Source organism: Brevundimonas sp. (assembly GCF_046295075.1).
Classification (GTDB): domain Bacteria; phylum Pseudomonadota; class Alphaproteobacteria; order Caulobacterales; family Caulobacteraceae; genus Brevundimonas.
Genome location: NZ_JBKBOC010000005.1, coordinates 144,709 through 159,892, shown reverse-complemented (window position 1 = coordinate 159,892; position 15,184 = coordinate 144,709). Strand labels below are relative to the sequence as shown.

Annotated in this window: 16 protein-coding genes; 8 read left to right on the top strand and 8 right to left on the bottom strand. The window is 64.3% G+C overall.

Annotated features, from left to right (window positions below):
* Positions 1-24: 24 nt before the first annotated feature.
* Positions 25-2,184, top strand: a complete 2,160-nt coding sequence (gene egtB / locus ACK4MH_RS06475; protein WP_409716305.1) for an ergothioneine biosynthesis protein EgtB — start codon at positions 25-27, stop codon at positions 2,182-2,184.
* 99 nt (positions 2,185-2,283) lie between these two features.
* Here the strand turns inward: egtB and ACK4MH_RS06470 are convergent, their stop codons facing one another.
* Both ACK4MH_RS06470 and ACK4MH_RS06465 read right to left on the bottom strand, forming a co-directional pair.
* Positions 2,284-2,505: a general stress protein gene (locus ACK4MH_RS06470; protein ID WP_346495335.1), complete on the bottom strand. Its 222-nt coding sequence runs from the start codon at positions 2,503-2,505 to the stop codon at positions 2,284-2,286.
* Positions 2,506-2,621: 116 nt separating this feature from the next.
* Positions 2,622-2,783, bottom strand: a complete 162-nt coding sequence (locus tag ACK4MH_RS06465) for a hypothetical protein (protein WP_409716303.1) — start codon at positions 2,781-2,783, stop codon at positions 2,622-2,624.
* Between the two features lie 101 nt (positions 2,784-2,884).
* On the opposite strand from ACK4MH_RS06465, the gene ACK4MH_RS06460 reads away from it, so the two are divergent.
* Positions 2,885-3,178 carry a hypothetical protein gene (locus ACK4MH_RS06460; protein ID WP_409716301.1) on the top strand — a complete coding sequence of 98 codons (294 nt, stop codon included), beginning with the start codon at positions 2,885-2,887 and terminating at the stop codon, positions 3,176-3,178.
* A 14-nt stretch (positions 3,179-3,192) separates the two neighbouring features.
* Here the strand turns inward: ACK4MH_RS06460 and ACK4MH_RS06455 are convergent, their stop codons facing one another.
* On the bottom strand, positions 3,193-3,894 hold the full coding sequence (locus tag ACK4MH_RS06455) for an MBL fold metallo-hydrolase (RefSeq protein WP_409716299.1): 702 nt from the start codon (positions 3,892-3,894) through the stop codon (positions 3,193-3,195).
* Between the two features lie 204 nt (positions 3,895-4,098).
* On the opposite strand from ACK4MH_RS06455, the gene tig reads away from it, so the two are divergent.
* The 4 genes from tig (at position 4,099) to ACK4MH_RS06435 (ending at position 7,613) form a co-directional block, all read left to right on the top strand.
* Positions 4,099-5,445, top strand: coding sequence for a trigger factor (gene tig, locus ACK4MH_RS06450; RefSeq protein WP_409716297.1), 1,347 nt, complete (start codon positions 4,099-4,101; stop codon positions 5,443-5,445).
* Positions 5,446-5,564: 119 nt separating this feature from the next.
* Positions 5,565-6,473, top strand: a complete 909-nt coding sequence (locus ACK4MH_RS06445) for a hypothetical protein (RefSeq protein WP_409716295.1) — start codon at positions 5,565-5,567, stop codon at positions 6,471-6,473.
* A gap of 97 nt (positions 6,474-6,570) precedes the next feature.
* Entirely contained in the window at positions 6,571-7,218 is a 648-nt protein-coding gene (locus tag ACK4MH_RS06440; protein ID WP_135195868.1) for an ATP-dependent Clp protease proteolytic subunit, read from the top strand.
* A gap of 74 nt (positions 7,219-7,292) precedes the next feature.
* Positions 7,293-7,613 carry a hypothetical protein gene (locus ACK4MH_RS06435; protein WP_346495330.1) on the top strand — a complete coding sequence of 107 codons (321 nt, stop codon included), beginning with the start codon at positions 7,293-7,295 and terminating at the stop codon, positions 7,611-7,613.
* Positions 7,614-7,619: 6 nt separating this feature from the next.
* Here ACK4MH_RS06435 and ACK4MH_RS06430 read toward each other — a convergent pair whose 3' ends face one another.
* Positions 7,620-8,267, bottom strand: coding sequence for an HAD-IB family hydrolase (locus ACK4MH_RS06430; RefSeq protein WP_409716292.1), 648 nt, complete (start codon positions 8,265-8,267; stop codon positions 7,620-7,622).
* 194 nt (positions 8,268-8,461) lie between these two features.
* Here ACK4MH_RS06430 and clpX point away from each other — a divergent pair, with 194 nt between their 5' ends.
* Positions 8,462-9,730, top strand: a complete 1,269-nt coding sequence (gene clpX, locus ACK4MH_RS06425) for an ATP-dependent Clp protease ATP-binding subunit ClpX (RefSeq protein ID WP_135195870.1) — start codon at positions 8,462-8,464, stop codon at positions 9,728-9,730.
* Between the two features lie 59 nt (positions 9,731-9,789).
* Here the strand turns inward: clpX and ACK4MH_RS06420 are convergent, their stop codons facing one another.
* The 4 genes from ACK4MH_RS06420 to ACK4MH_RS06405 form a co-directional block, all read right to left on the bottom strand.
* Positions 9,790-10,539: a lysophospholipid acyltransferase family protein gene (locus tag ACK4MH_RS06420; protein WP_409716290.1), complete on the bottom strand. Its 750-nt coding sequence runs from the start codon at positions 10,537-10,539 to the stop codon at positions 9,790-9,792.
* 37 nt (positions 10,540-10,576) lie between these two features.
* Positions 10,577-11,626 carry a GGDEF domain-containing protein gene (locus ACK4MH_RS06415; protein WP_409716288.1) on the bottom strand — a complete coding sequence of 350 codons (1,050 nt, stop codon included), beginning with the start codon at positions 11,624-11,626 and terminating at the stop codon, positions 10,577-10,579.
* Positions 11,627-11,738: 112 nt separating this feature from the next.
* On the bottom strand, positions 11,739-13,352 hold the full coding sequence (locus ACK4MH_RS06410; RefSeq protein WP_409716287.1) for a DEAD/DEAH box helicase: 1,614 nt from the start codon (positions 13,350-13,352) through the stop codon (positions 11,739-11,741).
* Between the two features lie 243 nt (positions 13,353-13,595).
* Positions 13,596-14,123 carry a hypothetical protein gene (locus ACK4MH_RS06405; RefSeq protein WP_409716285.1) on the bottom strand — a complete coding sequence of 176 codons (528 nt, stop codon included), beginning with the start codon at positions 14,121-14,123 and terminating at the stop codon, positions 13,596-13,598.
* Positions 14,124-14,307: 184 nt separating this feature from the next.
* Here ACK4MH_RS06405 and ACK4MH_RS06400 point away from each other — a divergent pair, with 184 nt between their 5' ends.
* Entirely contained in the window at positions 14,308-15,171 is an 864-nt protein-coding gene (locus ACK4MH_RS06400; protein WP_409716283.1) for a 50S ribosomal protein L11 methyltransferase, read from the top strand.
* Positions 15,172-15,184 lie beyond the last annotated feature (13 nt).

Sequence of the window (15,184 nt, the reverse complement as noted above, 5' to 3'; positions counted from 1 at the left end):
CTGGCGCGGGACGGAACGGCTGACATGAATGCTCGATTCGAGCCCGATACGAGGGCGGCGTCGGACGTGGCGCGGTTCAGGGCCGTTCGGGCGGCGATGCCCGCCCTGGCCCAGGGACTGTCGGTCGAAGACCTGTCGGCGCAGTCCATGACTGATTGCAGCCCCGGCAAATGGCACCTGGCCCACACCAGCTGGTTTTTCGAAGCGCTGATCCTGGCGTCCGATCCAGATTATCGGCCTGTCGATCCGCGTTTCCAGCAACTATTCAACTCTTACTATGAAGCGCTGGGCGAGCGGGTGCCGCGCGACCAGCGTGGGCTGATGACCCGCCCCTCGGTCGATGAGGTGCTGGGCTATCGCCGCGAGATCGACCGACGCATGGCCGCCTGGTTGGCGCAGGGGCCGTCGAGCGGGCTTGAGCGATATCTGTTCGAACTGGGTCTGCATCACGACCAGCAGCATCAGGAACTGTTCCTGATGGATCTGTTGAACCTGATGTCGCGTTCGCCGCTCGATCCGGCCGCCTATGAGGTGGAGCCGCGCGAGCGGCCGGTCGAGGCGATGCTCGGCGGCGTGGTCGCGTTCGATGCGGGCCTGGTGTCGATCGGTCATGGCCGAGCCGGCTTCGCCTTCGACAATGAAGGCCCGGCGCACCGGGTCTGGCTGGAGCCTTTCGCGCTGGCCGCCGATCTGGTGACCAACGGCGACTGGATCCGGTTTATCGAGGATGGGGGCTACACCCGGTCGGACCTTTGGCTTTCGGACGGCTGGGCGACGGTGAAGGCCGAGGGTTGGACCGCGCCGTTGTATTGGCGCTGTGACGGCGGCGACTGGACGGTCATGGGCCTGACCGGCCGCACCCCGGTCGATCACGCCGCGCCCGTGCGTCATGTCAGCTTCTATGAGGCCGACGCCTATGCGCGCTGGGCCGGCAAACGATTGCCGTCCGAGGCGGAATGGGAACATGCGGCGACGACCGCGCCCGAGGGATTTTCGAACCTGTCTGGCGAGGTCTGGCAGTGGACCTCCAGCGCCTATGCGCCTTACCCTGGCTTCCAGCCGACGTCCGGCACGGCCGCCGAATACAACGGCAAGTTCATGGCCAATCAGATGGTTCTGCGCGGCGGCGCCTTCGCCACGCCGTCCGATCATGCCCGCGTGACGTATCGGAACTTCTTCTACCCGCAACAAAGGTGGGCCTTCATGGGTCTGAGACTAGCCGAAGACGCCCCGCACAGGCACGCCGCGCCGACGGACGACGCCCAGACCGCAGGGTTCCGGCGCGACATGGTCGATGGCCTGTCGCGCGACCAGAAGGCCGTGCCGCCCAAATGGTTCTATGACGCCGAAGGGTCACGCCTGTTCGAAGAGATCACGGCCCTGCCGGAATACTATCCGACGCGGCAAGAGACGGCGCTGTTGCGCGAAAGCGCGGCGGCCCTGACCGCCGATTTCGGGCCGGACGCCGTGCTGGTGGAGTTCGGATCCGGAGCCAGCGAGAAGACCCGTATCCTGCTGGACGCCGTGCCCGACCTGGGGGCCTATGTGCCGCTGGACATCAGCGAGACGGCCTTGCTGGACGCCGCGACCCGCATTCGGGCGGATTATCCCGGCCTGAGGGTTCAGCCGGTGCTGGGCGACTTCGAACATCTGGCGCCCTTGCCAGACGATTTGCCGCAGGGACGCCGCATCGGTTTCTTCCCCGGCTCGACAATCGGCAATCTGCAACCGGACGAGGCCGAGCGTTTCCTGGCGGCGGCGCGGCATATGCTGGGGGAGGGGGCGCTGTTCATTCTGGGCGTCGATCTGGTCAAGGATCCGGCGATCCTGGTCGTCGCCTATGACGACAGCCAAGGAGTCACAGCCGCATTCAACCGCAATCTGCTGGTTAGGGCGAATGCCGAACTGGACGCCGATTTCGATCTGGACGCCTTTACGCACCGCGCCGTGTGGAACCCCGAGGCGTCACGGATGGAAATGCATCTGCAGGCTGTCACCCCGACGACGGCCCGCATCGGCGATCAGTCGTTCCGCTTCATGAGCGGCGAGACGATCCACACCGAAAGTTCGCGCAAGTTCACGCCAGAGTCCGTCGAAGCCATGGCTAAGGCGTCCGGCTGGTCCGTTGTGCGTACCGACGTGTCGCCCGAACCCAGCGTGGCTTTGGCTCTGCTCCGGGCCTGAATCGGCTTTGGGGCGTCGAAAAGCGCTCGCCCCAACGCACAAAGAAAAAGGGCGGCGCGTCGATCGACGGGCCGCCCTATTTTTATAGATCTCAGCGGATTATTCGCCGTCGGCGGCGTCCGCGTCTTTCTTGGTTCCGTGCGACGCTTCTCCACCCTTGCGGCCGGCCTGTGCGGCGAGACTGCGATCCTGGGAGAAGCTGCGTTTTTCACTGGGGACGCTTGCGCCCCCTTTGCGCGCGATTTCGCGCTGACGTTCGGGATCCATGGAGGCGAAACCTCGCTTGGAAACGCCGGAGGGTCGTGTGGGCTGGCTGTCCATCGGGGTCCTTTCAGTGCTGCCGTTGCGCTTGCTGAAGTGAACCCTGTGACTCGGTGACGGTTCCGTTCGGAACCCTGTTTTACTGTCACACCCCTGAACGTCTTCGTGGTTTGACTTCACACGGCTCCATAAGGCCTGGAATCACCTTCACCCCCGCCATCAGGTTCCATCGGTGGAACTTCATCGGGCGTATCGGACGGCTGGATTTCCGGTTGAGGCGTGGTCTCGGGCTGGATTTCCGGCTGGGGTGTCGTGGGGGTGGGTTCGATGTAGGTCATGATGATCTTCTCCTTGCCCGTAACCAACGCGACCCCGCCATGGACGTTCAAAGGAACCACTGGTCGCCCGGTCGGTTTGTTGTGCGAACCCGGAGATCGACATGACCAACACACCCATTACTTCGCCTTCGCCAGACGACATCGTTTTGGACGATGACGATCTGACGCAGCGTCTGGACCGCGAAGCCGACGCCATTCTTGCCGCCGGCGAACGCCGCACGTTCGGCGAAACCGCCTCCATTCGCCAAGCGGTGCGCGAAGACGTAGGCTTGGTGCGCGAGAAGATTTCGGGTCGCGTGCATCGCGTCCAGGAAGACATTCAGGACAGTCCGATGAAGGCGACCCTGTATGCGCTGGGCATCGGCGTGATCATCGGTATGATCCTGCGCCGCTGATCCAGGCGAGAGCTTTAGGCAGGCCCCGCCGGCTCACGCTGGATCGGGGCCTGTCTCATTGCGGCGTCCGACACGAAGGGATTGATGCGGCGTTCCTCGCCAAAGGTCGAGATCGGTCCGTGCCCCGGCACGAAGGTGACGTCGTCGCCCAGCGGCCAGAGCTTTTCGATCACCGAGCGGATCAAGGCCGGCGGATCGCTCATCGGGAAGTCAGTGCGGCCGACCGATCCCTTGAACAAGACGTCCCCGACCTGAGCAAAACGCGCCGCGCGATTGAAGAAGATGACGTGGCCCGGCGTATGGCCGGGACAGTGACGCACCTCCCAGGTCGTTTCGCCCAGCGATACCGTGTCGCCATCCTCTAGCCAGCGATCAGGCGTGAAGGGGCGGGCGTCGGGCAGACCGTACATCCGGCCGCTCTCGACGATTCGGTCGATCCAGAACTGGTCGGCCTTCTGAGGGCCGGTGATCTGGACGCCGGTCTTCTCCTGCATCTCGGCCGCACCGCCCGCATGATCCAGATGGCCGTGGGTGATCCAGATCTGGTCAAGCGTCAGGCCGCGCCGCAGAACCTCGCCCAGAATGACGTCCACCGATCCGCCCGGATCGATCACGGCGGCCTTGTTAGTGGCGGTGCACCAGACGGTGGTGCAGTTCTGCTGAAGCGGGGTGACGGGCGTGACGAAGACGCCGATGGGGGAGGCGGGCTGGCTCATGCGGTCAACATAACCCTGCCTGATGCGCGAAACCACCGGCCGCGATCACGCCCGCGTTGACCTTTGGGGCCCTTCTCGACATAAGGGCGGGCTTCGAGGCGCCGCTCCTTCCCAAGACCTGGGGCAGGGCGGCCTTCTTGCTTTATCCATTCCGCGCCGGCCGTCCTTAAGGCCCATGCGCCACAGAGCGTCAGAATCCCGACCATGCAAGTCGTCGAAAAGTCGAACGAAGGCCTCAGCCGCGTGATCGCGGTGACCATTCCCGTTGCGGAGCTGAACGCCAAGCTCGAAGCCCGCGTCAAGGAAGTCGCCCCGCAGGTGAAGCTAAAGGGCTTCCGTCCGGGCAAGGTGCCGGTCGCCCACGTCAAGAAGACCTTCGGCCGTGAGTTCATGGGCGAGATCATCAACGCCGAGCTGAACGAATCCAGCCAGAAGGCTCTGGACGAGGCCAAGGTCCGTCCGGCAGCCCCGGCCGAGATGAAGCTGACGTCCGACATGGACAAGGTCATCAAGGGCGAGGAAGACTTAGCCTATGAGATGGCTCTGGAAATCATGCCCGATTTCACGCCGATTGACCCCAAGACCCTGAAGCTGGACCGTCCGACCTACGAAGCCTCGGACGCCGATCTGGACGAGGCTTTGACCGAGCTGGCCGGCCAGGCCAAGTCCTACGAGGACAAGAAGGGCAAGACCGCCAAGGCCGCCGAAGGCGACCAACTGACCATCGATTTCCTGGGCAAGCTGGACGGCGAGCCTTTCGACGGCGGCGCCGCTGAGGACGCGGACCTGGTGATTGGCTCGGGCCGTTTCATCCCCGGCTTCGAAGAACAACTGACCGGCGCCAAGGTCGGTGAGGAAAAGACCATCGAGGTCACCTTCCCCGCAGAATACCAGGCCGCTCACCTGGCCGGCAAACTGGCCACCTTCGACGTCAAGGTGAAGGCCATCAAGGCCGAGGTCGAAGCCAAGGTCGACGAAGACTTCGCCAAGCGCATCGGTCTGGAATCCCTGGACAAGCTGAAGGAACTGCTGAGCCAGAACCTGAACCAGCAATACGCCGGCGCCGCCCGCTTCAAGCTGAAGCGCGCCCTGCTGGACCAGCTGGACGAAGCCCACGACTTCCCGCTGCCGCCGAAGATGGTGGACGCCGAGTTCGAAGGCATCTGGCAACAGGTCGAGGCCGACAAGACCGCTGGCCGCCTGCCGGAAGAAGACGCCGCCAAGTCCGACGAGGACTTGAAGGCCGAATACCGCAAGATCGCCGAGCGTCGCGTCCGTCTGGGCCTGGTACTGGCCGAGATCGGTCGCGCCAACAACGTCCAGGTCACCGACCAGGAGCTGAACGCCGCCATCCTGCAGGAAGCCCGCAACTATCCGGGCCAGGAACAGGCCGTCCTGAACTTCTACCGCCAGAATCCCAACGCCGCCGCCCAGATGCGCGCCCCCATCTATGAAGAGAAGGTTGTCGACCTGATCGTGGGCGTCGCCGACGTGACCGATACGCCGATCACCAAGGAAGAGCTGCTCAAGGAAGACGAAGACGAGGGTTGATCCTGCGTCGGATTACACCTTCGTAACTGGCGGTTGTCTAGCCGCCCTGTCATGTCGAAAGGGTCCGCTTTGCGGGCCCTTTTTGCTGACCAACCTGTCGCGGGCTTCCGAATATCATGATGCTGATCGCTGTCGCTTTCGCATTCGTTCTCTCAGGGGCGGTTCAGCAGGCTCAGACATCTCGCACTGCGGAGCCAGTAGATGTCGAGGACGTGATCGTTCAGGGCGTGTCGAGAAGAGAAGCGACGCGCCAGTTCGTCAGCCGCGTCGCGACGGCCCCGGCGGGCGCCCGACTAGGGCGATGGAACACGCCGCTCTGTGTCAGTGTGGCGAACCTGAAGGCCCCCTATGGACAGATGTTGGCTGATCGGATTGGCGATATCGCAAGTGGGCTGGGCATCAGTGTCGGAGAAGCCGGTTGTTCACCCAATGTGCTCGTGATTGGCGCCGACGACGGCGCAGTCGTTGCGTCTGCCCTGGTCGAGGGCTGGCGTCGCCGATTCCGTCCGCCGATCGACAATACCAATATGGGATTGGCGGCGCTGGAACGGTTCAAGACTAGCGACGCGCCTGTACGTTGGTGGCACATCTCATTGCCGGTGTCCGCCGATACCGGAGCGCTCGCTGCACGTGTCGCTGGCGAGAATCCGCCGGTGACCTCATCGCGAAGCGTCAGCCGAATGCGCTCGCCGCTGCGCTATGATCTCCGCTCGGCTACTGTGGTTATCGATATGACGAAGGCCAATGGCGTGATGTTGCCGGCCTTGATGGACTATACCGCGATGGTCGTGCTGGCGCAGGTGGATCCGCGGGCGGACTATTCGGATCAGCCGACAGTCTTGAACCTGTTCAACGATCCCGAGGGCGTCATTGGGATGACGGACTGGGACCACGCCTATCTGCAGGCCTTATATGACGCTGAACCTGATCGTTCTTCGGCACGTGCTCAGGAAGCGGCGGTGGCAGAAAGACTGGAAAGCGGCCGCCGTCGGTCAGCTTCCGAGAGGGAAGAGTCGCAACCGGACTGACCGGGTGCTTGCATCCGCAGGCGGCGAACGCGATATGCTGGAGGCAACGTCGTCGCATCAATCGCGACTACAAACCCGAAATACCGAAAAGGCATCCATGCGCGATCCGATCGAACTGATGAACATGAACCTGGTGCCGATGGTGGTGGAGCAATCCAGCCGTGGCGAGCGCTCCTTCGACATCTTCTCGCGCCTGCTGCGCGAGCGGATCATCTTCCTGACGGGGCCGTTTGAGGACGGCATGGCGTCCCTGATCTGCGCCCAGCTGCTGTTCCTTGAGTCGGAGAATCCGAAGAAGGAAATCAGCATGTATATCAACAGCCCCGGCGGACAGGTGTCCTCGGCGCTCGCGATCTACGACACCATGCAGTACATCAAGAGCCCCGTCTCGACCGTGGTCATGGGCATGGCGGCTTCCGCCGGTTCGCTGATCCTGACGGCCGGCGCTGCAGGCCAGCGCATCGCCTTGCCGAACGCGCGCATTATGGTTCACCAGCCGTCGGGCGGGTTCCGTGGTCAGGCGTCGGACATTGAGCTGCACGCCGCCGACATCCGCTACACCAAGAAGCGTCTGAACGAGATCTACGTCCACCACACCGGCCGGACGTACGAGGAAGTGGAAAAGACATTGGACCGCGACCACTTCATGTCGGCCGAAGAAGCCAAGGCCTGGGGTATCGTGGACCACGTCTATGATCGCCGCGAACAGGCCGACGCCGACGGCGTGAAGACGCCCGGCAACTAAGCCGCCCGGCAAACGACCAAAAAAGGCGCGCCGATCGCGGCGCGCCTTTTTCATTTCATGCTATCGGAACCGCCATGCAGTTCACACGAGATCCAAGCGGCACGGTCGAAGTCGACGGCGAAACCTATGCCTGGGAACTTCGTCGTCAGCCCCAGCCCAAGGGCGGCAATGTCTGGGAGGGCATGGCCGTCTCTCTGCGCCATGTCGATTTCAAGCGCGAAGCCATCGTGCAGTTCCCGCCGCCGCTGCGACCCAATGGCCGGCCGGATGTGGAAAAGCAGCGGGTCAATGTCGATGCGGTGCGCACCGCCATCACCTCGGCTATCGCAGCGGGATGGGATCCGGCTTCGCGCGGCAAGGCCGTTGTGTTCGACGTAGACGCCGACGGCAACTGAAGGCCGTCACGGCTTCTGGCGGAATACTCTGAAGCCCGGCTCCTGGGCTATGGCCAGCATTTCGGTATCGCCCGAAGTGTCGCCATAGGCGGCGACCAGCGTCATGTCGTCGCCATAGGCCGCCTTGATCCGTCGCACCTTCTCTTCACCCCGACAGTTCGGACCCGCAAAGGCGCCTGTGATTCGGTCGTCGGCGCCGAACACCAACTCGGTGCCCAGCAGAGCTTCCGCGCCCAGCTTTCGGGCAAAAGGCGCAACCGTCGTGGTGGGGGAGGCGGTCACGATCACGCGATGGGCGCCGCGCTGGCCCCAGTCGTTCCAGACCGCAAGGGCATCGGGCCGTATGAAGCGCGGCCAGACTTCTTGCGCGAACTGCTCGGCCTCGGCTTCCAGCGTCTGGCGATCGACGCCTTGCAGGAACTCCTTCACCGACGCCGCCTTGATCCGACCCCGGTCGCGGTCCCTGGCATAGGCCGCCACCGCGGGCGCCAGCTTGACCAGACCCAGCGCCCAGGCGCCGGGACCGGCGCGCCAGCGCAGGAATTCGGTGAAACTGTCGCGAATCGTCAGTGTCCCATCGAAATCGAACGCGACAATGGGTCGCCCTGCGGCCTCGGACTGGCGCAAATCCTGCACGATCCCCATGTCAGACATTCGCCTTGATCCCCGCCGACACTGATCCATCCACGCACTGCAACAATCCCTTGCCGCCTTCGGGGTTGTCGTCGCACGTGGGATGGGTAATTGTCATTTTTTGAAGACCTTCGCAGCCAGAGTACTGGCATCAATGTGAGGGAAGCGCGTTTCGGGCCATTTCGGTTCGCCCCGCGGGAGTGAGATAAGGGTCTATGACCAAAGCAGCCGGCTCAGACGCCAAAAGCACTCTGTACTGCTCGTTCTGCGGAAAGAGCCAGCACGAGGTCCGCAAACTCATCGCGGGCCCGACCGTTTTCATCTGCGATGAATGCGTCGAACTGTGCATGGACATCATCCGCGAAGAGCACAAGATCGGCTTCAAGAAGACGACCGACGGCGTTCCCACGCCCAAGGAAATCCGCGACGTGCTGGACGACTACGTCATCGGACAGAGCCACGCCAAGAAGGTGCTCTCGGTCGCCGTTCATAACCATTACAAGCGCCTGAACCACGCGACGAAGAACAACGACGTCGAACTGGCCAAGTCCAACATCATGCTGATCGGGCCGACCGGCTCGGGCAAGACGCTGCTGGCCCAGACGCTGGCGCGCATCATCGACGTGCCCTTCACCATGGCCGACGCCACGACCCTGACCGAAGCCGGTTACGTGGGCGAAGATGTCGAGAACATCATCCTGAAGCTGCTCCAGGCCTCCGACTACAATGTCGAACGGGCTCAGCGCGGCATCGTCTACATCGACGAAATCGACAAGATTAGCCGCAAGTCGGACAACCCCTCGATCACCCGCGACGTCTCGGGCGAGGGCGTGCAGCAGGCCCTGTTGAAGATAATGGAAGGCACGGTCGCTTCCGTTCCGCCCCAGGGCGGTCGCAAGCACCCGCAGCAGGAGTTCCTGCAGGTCGACACGGCCAACATCCTCTTCATCGTCGGCGGCGCCTTCGCCGGCCTTGAGAAGGTGATCGCGGCGCGGGGAGCGGGCGCCTCGATCGGCTTCGGCGCCAAGGTCAAGGAAATCGACGAGCGCCGCACCGGCGACATTCTGAAGGGCGTCGAACCGGACGACCTGATGCGGTTCGGCCTCATCCCCGAGTTCATCGGCCGTCTGCCCGTTCTGGCGACGCTGGAAGATCTGGACGAAGCGGCGCTGGTCACCATCCTGACCGAGCCGAAGAACGCGCTGGTCAAACAGTACAAGCGCCTGTTCGAAATGGAGAATGTCGAGCTGACCTTCACCGACGACGCCCTGATCGCCGTCGCCAAGAAGGCCATTACCCGCAAGACCGGGGCGCGCGGCCTGCGTTCGATCCTGGAAGGCATTCTGCTGGAGACCATGTTCGAACTGCCGACCTTCGAAGGCGTCGAAGAGGTCGTGGTCAATGCCGAGGTCATCGAAGGCAAGGCTCAGCCACTGCTGATCTATTCCGAAGTGTCGAAGAAAAAGGCTGACGGCGCCGCCTGATCGGGCCATTGATCGAAAAGAATCGGGCCGGGGAGGGCGACCTCCCCGGCCTTTCTCGTTCAGTTCGGCGTATTGATCAGCACGGCCGGCGTTACCGGCTGACCCGTCGCTTGGGCGACCAGTTCGGCGGTGCGGGTTTCGATGACGGCTTCCAGGCGGGCCAGAAACTCGTCCTTGGGCAGGCCGACGGGGATGGGGTCGAGGAACTCCAGCGTGGCGACGCCGGGATGCTTCTCGTATTTCTCCTCAGGCCAGAAGACGCCGAGGTTGGTGGCAAGCGGCACGACCGGCATGTCGAAATCGCGGTACATGTGCCAGACGCCCGAGCGATATTTGAACTTCTGGCCGACCGGCGCGAGATGGCCCTCGGGGTAGATCAGAATCTTGCGGTTCTCGGCGCGGGCCTCGGCGGCACGCATGGCCAGGGCCTTGCGCGCTTCATGGCCGCCGCAGCTATTGACGACGATGGCGCCCAGCTTCTTCAGCACGCCGCCCAGCAGTGGAAACTTCTCCAGATGGTCGCCGGTGACGAAGGCGATGTCGTCGAACTGGTCGTAGGTGGCGAAGCCGTCGCCCCAGCTCTGGTGCTTCGAGGCGATGATGAAAGCGCCTTCGGGCAGCCGCTCCTTGCCGCGCACGTCCAGCCGGATGCCGGCGAAGATCGCCATGGCCTGGACCATGCGCTTCACATAGCGGCGGATGACCCAGCTGGCGGGACCGCGACCGGGCGCGAGCGCTGCGAATGCCGCCGTCAGGCCGTAGCCGATCGACAAGATCCAGTAGACGACATTGAAGGCGAAGCTGCGCATCGGGCGACTATGGCAGAAAGCTTGGCCTTGTCAGGCTCTAAGCCGCTTTTTCCAGCGCGGCCGCGGCGGTGACGCAGTTTCGACCGGCGCGCTTGGATTCGTAGAGGGCGGCATCGGCGCGCTCCAGCAGGCTGGCGGCGGTTTCGCCCCGCTGACGCTGAGCGAAGCCGGACGAAAGTGTTACGGAGCCGAGGTCATCATTGGTCGAGCGCCGACGCAGGGCGCGTGAGGCCACGTCGTTGCGGATGCTTTCCAGCGCCGCCATGACCACGCCCGCGCCTTCGCCGGGGAAGATGATCGCGAATTCCTCGCCGCCGAACCGGGCCGCAAATCGGGTCTTGCCGCAGATGTTGGACAGGACGGTGGAGACATAGCGCAGCACCTGATCACCGGTCTGGTGTCCCCAAGTGTCGTTGAAGCGCTTGAAATGGTCGATGTCGAGGATGGCCAGGCTGAGCGGCGATCCGTCGTCCTCGGCGCAAGCGGCCTCAAGCCGTTCGTCGAAGGCCTTGCGGTTGGCCAGGTTGGTCAGGGCGTCCGTCATCGCGTCGCGGCGCACCTGTTCCAGGTTCTCGCGCAGGCGAATGACTTCCTTGTTGGACTTCTCCAGGCGTTTTTCCAGGATCGCGGTCTCGCGGCGCACGCGGTTGGTCGCGGTCGACAGACCGCCGACGAGATCCTTCAGCGAGGATGGATCCTCGACGGTTTCCATGGAGTGTGAGGCGTCGGCGAGGGTCTCGCCATAGTCGTGCTGGGTCTTGTGAGCCATGGCGATGGCGCTGGCGACGCTGGCCAGTTCGCGGTCGAGGACGGCGCCGACATCACGGATTTGATCCGGCAGACGCCCGCGCGGCAGGAACTCGGCGGCCAGCATCTCCGATGTCTTGTCGGTGATGACCGTGGACTGGGCGAGAAGGCGCCGGATTTCCTGGGCCAGGGCGCCGTCAGGATCGCTGAGATAATGCAGCCAGAGTTCGAAGTTCAGCGGCGTCGGCCAGACGCCTGCCTTTTCCATTTCGGCGATGACATCACGCGCCAGGGCGTAGGCTTGTGGACCCCGGAGCGACGTCTCGACCTGTTTGGACATTCTTCTTCCCCTTTGGCTCCTGTTCTGGAGCCGTATCGGGGCGGACACTAAGGAGTGTTCCGTAATGCAGGGTAAACGGCGCGGGGTTTCACCGCGCCGTTATGTGCAAAGTTCAGGCGCGCACGATGACCGGACGGCGCAGGAAGGCCGGGATGTCGTCGCCGAAGCCGCGCACGCCCTGACGCTGCGTGTCGTCCTTGGCGGCCTTGCGGTCGCCGCGGCGGTCGGATTGTAACAGGTGAGGCTCGCGGTCTGCACGGTCGGGACGCTCTGCACGGTCTGGGCGCGGGGCGCGGGGCGTCTCGACCGCTTCGACCGTCTCGACGGTTTCCACCGCAACCGGGGCAGGGGCGGCCACTTCGACGGCGGCTTCCGGGCGGGCCTTGCGACGGCTGCGGCTGCGGGGGGCTTCGGGTTCCTGAGCCTGAGCCTGAGCCTGAGCGACCTGGGGTGCAGCGACGGCGGCGACTTCGGTCGGCTCGGCGGCGGGGGCATTGCTGCTGCGTGACCGGCTGCGGCTGCGCTCGCCCGAATGCTCGCGTCCGCCGGAGCGTTTGTCGTTGCGGGCGGGGCCGTCCTTAATCGCGTCGAAATCGACGTCGTCGAGAACCAGCTCCTTCGGGTCCATTTTGATCAGCTTCAGCACCTTATCCAGCGACTTGTCGTCGCCGGGGGTCACGATCATGAAGGCCTGACCAAGCTTGCCTGCGCGACCGGTGCGGCCGATGCGGTGGACGTAGTCGTCGGCGTGGTGCGAGACGTCGTAGTTGAATACGTGGCTGACGTCCGGGATATCCAGACCGCGTGCGGCCACGTCGGAGGCGACCAAGATCTTCAGGGCACCCGAACGGAAGTCCGCCAGGGTCTTGGTGCGGTGCGACTGGTCCAGATCGCCATGGATGGCGGCGGCGTCGAAGCCATGCTGCTTCAGCGACTTGGCGACGATGTCGACTTCGGACTTACGATTGCAGAAGACGATGCCGTTGCGCACGTCGGTGCGGCTCATCAAGGCGCGCAGGGCGGCGCGTTTGGCCTTGGGATCCGAGGTCGGGATGCGGACGACGTACTGGGTGATGGTGTCGGCGGTCATCGCCGGACGCGAGGCCTCGATCCGGGTCGGATCCTTGAGGAAGGCGGCCGTCAGGCGCGTGATCTCGGGCGGCATCGTGGCCGAGAAGAACAGGGTCTGGCGACGCGGCGGCGTCAGTTTGAATATCTTCTCGATGTCGGGGATGAAGCCCATGTCGAGCATGCGGTCGGCCTCGTCCACGACCATGATCTCGACGCCGTTCAGCATCATCTTGCCGCGTTCGAACAGGTCGAGCAGGCGGCCCGGGGTGGCGATCAGGACATCGACGCCCTTGTTCAGGGCCGCGACCTGGTCGCCCATGGAAACGCCGCCAATCAGCAGCACCCAGGTCAGTTTGGTGCCCTTGGCGTATTTGGCGAAGCTTTCCGCGACCTGGTCGGCCAGCTCGCGGGTCGGGGCCAGGACGATGGCGCGCGGCATCCGGGCGCGGGCTCGACCGGTGGACAGGCGATCGACCAGCGGCAGGGTGAAGGCGGCCGTCTTGCCGGTGCCGGTCTGGGCGATGCCCAGGACGTCGCGGCCGGCGAGGGCGACCGGGATCGCCTGTTCCTGAATGGGCGTGGCGGTCGTGTAGCCGGTGTCGGCGACGGCCTTAAGAGTCGTGGGCGAAAGGCCCAGTTGGGAAAATTCTGTCATGAATCCTTGGGAGAGAAAGCGTCTGCGTGCATAGCAGCAACGGAACCGCCCCTCTTTGGGCGAGCGGGCGGCGCGTTTCGCAGACCTGTCCCGAGGCTGGGGGCGATATAGAAGTCCCTGCGCCAAAGTCAAGTATTTCGGCTTTTTGTCCCGGTGACTCGGCGGCTCAAAGGGTGGATTTAAACGAAAATCGCCGGACGGGCGAACCGTCCGGCGATCTGCAAGCTCGAATACGAGATGCGGTCAGCGCTTGCCGAAGATGATGTCGCCCAGTTTGGCGAAGAAGCCTTTTTCCTCAGACTTGGCGGCGGCGGGTGCAGCAGCGGGCTTGGTGGCTTCGACCGGCTTGGGAGCCGGAGCCGCGGCAGCAGGCGTCGGAGCCGGCTTCGGTGCAACGGCGGGTTCCACAGGCTTGGGTGCAGCCGCGACGGGCTTGGCGGCAGGCGCGGCCTTTGGCGTTGCGGCGGCCTTGGGGGCCGCTGCCTTGGGCGCGGCGGCTTTTGCAGCAGCGGGTTTGGCGGCAGGCTTGGGCGCAGTCTTCGTTGCGGCGGGTTTGGCTGCAGCCTTCGGCGCGGCCTTGACGGCGACCGGAGCCTTGGCGGCCGGTGCGGCCTTCGGCTTGGCGGCGGCCTTCGGGGCTACGGCTTTCGCGGCGGCGGGCTTGGGAGTTGCAGCCTTGGGTGCAGCGACCTTTGCAGCAGAGGGCTTGGGCGCCGCAACCGGCTTGACGGCGGCCTTGGGCGCAGCGGTTTTCGCGGCGGCGGGCTTCACGGCGCTCGACTTCGGCGCGGCTTTAGGCTTGGAAGCGGCGGTCGCCGGCTTTGGCGACGCTAGTTTAGACGTAGACGGTGACTTGGCCATGTATTCCCCGACCCCTCGGTTTGATAAAAACGCGGCGGCGACGGGCAGACAGCGCCGGATCGCTACGATTCGCCATATTACCGGTGTTTGAGAAATGTCCGAGTCCGCTCTTCAGATAATCGCTCGCGGTCCCCGCGCCGCCGCAGAGGCCGCCGCAGAGGCCATTGACGCCGATCCCCGGCTGGAAGGCGCGACCTATTCCATCCTGGAAGAGGACGAGGACAAGGGCGTCTGGCGCATCGACGCCTTCCCCACGACCGATGAAGAGGTCGAGGGGCTGAAGGCCGTGCTGGCCGATCACCCGGTCACGGTCCTGGTCGAGAAGCTGGCGGACGCCGACTGGCTGGCCATGTCGCTGTCGGGCCTGCCGCCGGTCGAGGCCGGGCGGTTCTTCGTCTATGGCGCGCACGATCAGGGCAAGGTGCCCGAGGGTCGGGTGACGCTGAAGATCGACGCGGGCGCCGCCTTCGGCACCGGTCACCACGGCACGACGGTCGGCTGCCTGGAGGCGTTCGACAACCTGCTGAACACCGAAACCTTCGAGAAGGTGCTGGACGTCGGCTGCGGCACCGGCGTGCTGGCCATCGCGGCGGCCAAGACCGGCACGCCCGTCGCCGTCGGCACCGACATCGACGAGCCGTCGGCGCGGATCGCCAACGAGAACGCCGAGATCAACGAGGCCAAGTGCGACTTCTATTTCGCCGACGGCCTGAGCGATCCTCGCATCGCCCAGCACCTGCCGTACGATCTGGTGTTCGCCAACATCCTGGCCGCGCCCCTGGTCGAGCTGGCGCCCGAGATCGGCGCGGCGTTGAAGACGGGCGGGGTCGCCATCCTGTCGGGCCTGCTGCGCACGCAGGAAGAGCGGGTGCTGGAGGCCTATCTGCCGCTGGGCTTCGTGGTCGAACAGACCATCCATCATGACGCCTGGAGCGCGCTGCAACTGCGCAAGGGCTGAGAGACAAAGACGA

What these genes read in the sequence shown, in the direction of transcription:
- egtB (WP_409716305.1), top strand. Translation starts at nt 25, where the DNA reads ATGAATGCTCGATTCGAGCCCGATACGAGGGCGGCGTCGGACGTGGCG.
- ACK4MH_RS06435 (WP_346495330.1), top strand. Translation starts at nt 7,293, where the DNA reads ATGCAGTTCACACGAGATCCAAGCGGCACGGTCGAAGTCGACGGCGAA.
- ACK4MH_RS06415 (WP_409716288.1), bottom strand. Translation starts at nt 11,626, where the DNA reads ATGTCCAAACAGGTCGAGACGTCGCTCCGGGGTCCACAAGCCTACGCC.
- ACK4MH_RS06420 (WP_409716290.1), bottom strand. Translation starts at nt 10,539, where the DNA reads ATGCGCAGCTTCGCCTTCAATGTCGTCTACTGGATCTTGTCGATCGGC.
- ACK4MH_RS06410 (WP_409716287.1), bottom strand. Translation starts at nt 13,352, where the DNA reads ATGACAGAATTTTCCCAACTGGGCCTTTCGCCCACGACTCTTAAGGCC.
- ACK4MH_RS06455 (WP_409716299.1), bottom strand. Translation starts at nt 3,894, where the DNA reads ATGAGCCAGCCCGCCTCCCCCATCGGCGTCTTCGTCACGCCCGTCACC.
- ACK4MH_RS06470 (WP_346495335.1), bottom strand. Translation starts at nt 2,505, where the DNA reads ATGGACAGCCAGCCCACACGACCCTCCGGCGTTTCCAAGCGAGGTTTC.
- ACK4MH_RS06460 (WP_409716301.1), top strand. Translation starts at nt 2,885, where the DNA reads ATGACCAACACACCCATTACTTCGCCTTCGCCAGACGACATCGTTTTG.
- ACK4MH_RS06430 (WP_409716292.1), bottom strand. Translation starts at nt 8,267, where the DNA reads ATGTCTGACATGGGGATCGTGCAGGATTTGCGCCAGTCCGAGGCCGCA.
- ACK4MH_RS06400 (WP_409716283.1), top strand. Translation starts at nt 14,308, where the DNA reads ATGTCCGAGTCCGCTCTTCAGATAATCGCTCGCGGTCCCCGCGCCGCC.
- clpX (WP_135195870.1), top strand. Translation starts at nt 8,462, where the DNA reads ATGACCAAAGCAGCCGGCTCAGACGCCAAAAGCACTCTGTACTGCTCG.
- tig (WP_409716297.1), top strand. Translation starts at nt 4,099, where the DNA reads ATGCAAGTCGTCGAAAAGTCGAACGAAGGCCTCAGCCGCGTGATCGCG.
- ACK4MH_RS06465 (WP_409716303.1), bottom strand. Translation starts at nt 2,783, where the DNA reads ATGACCTACATCGAACCCACCCCCACGACACCCCAGCCGGAAATCCAG.
- ACK4MH_RS06440 (WP_135195868.1), top strand. Translation starts at nt 6,571, where the DNA reads ATGCGCGATCCGATCGAACTGATGAACATGAACCTGGTGCCGATGGTG.
- ACK4MH_RS06445 (WP_409716295.1), top strand. Translation starts at nt 5,565, where the DNA reads ATGCTGATCGCTGTCGCTTTCGCATTCGTTCTCTCAGGGGCGGTTCAG.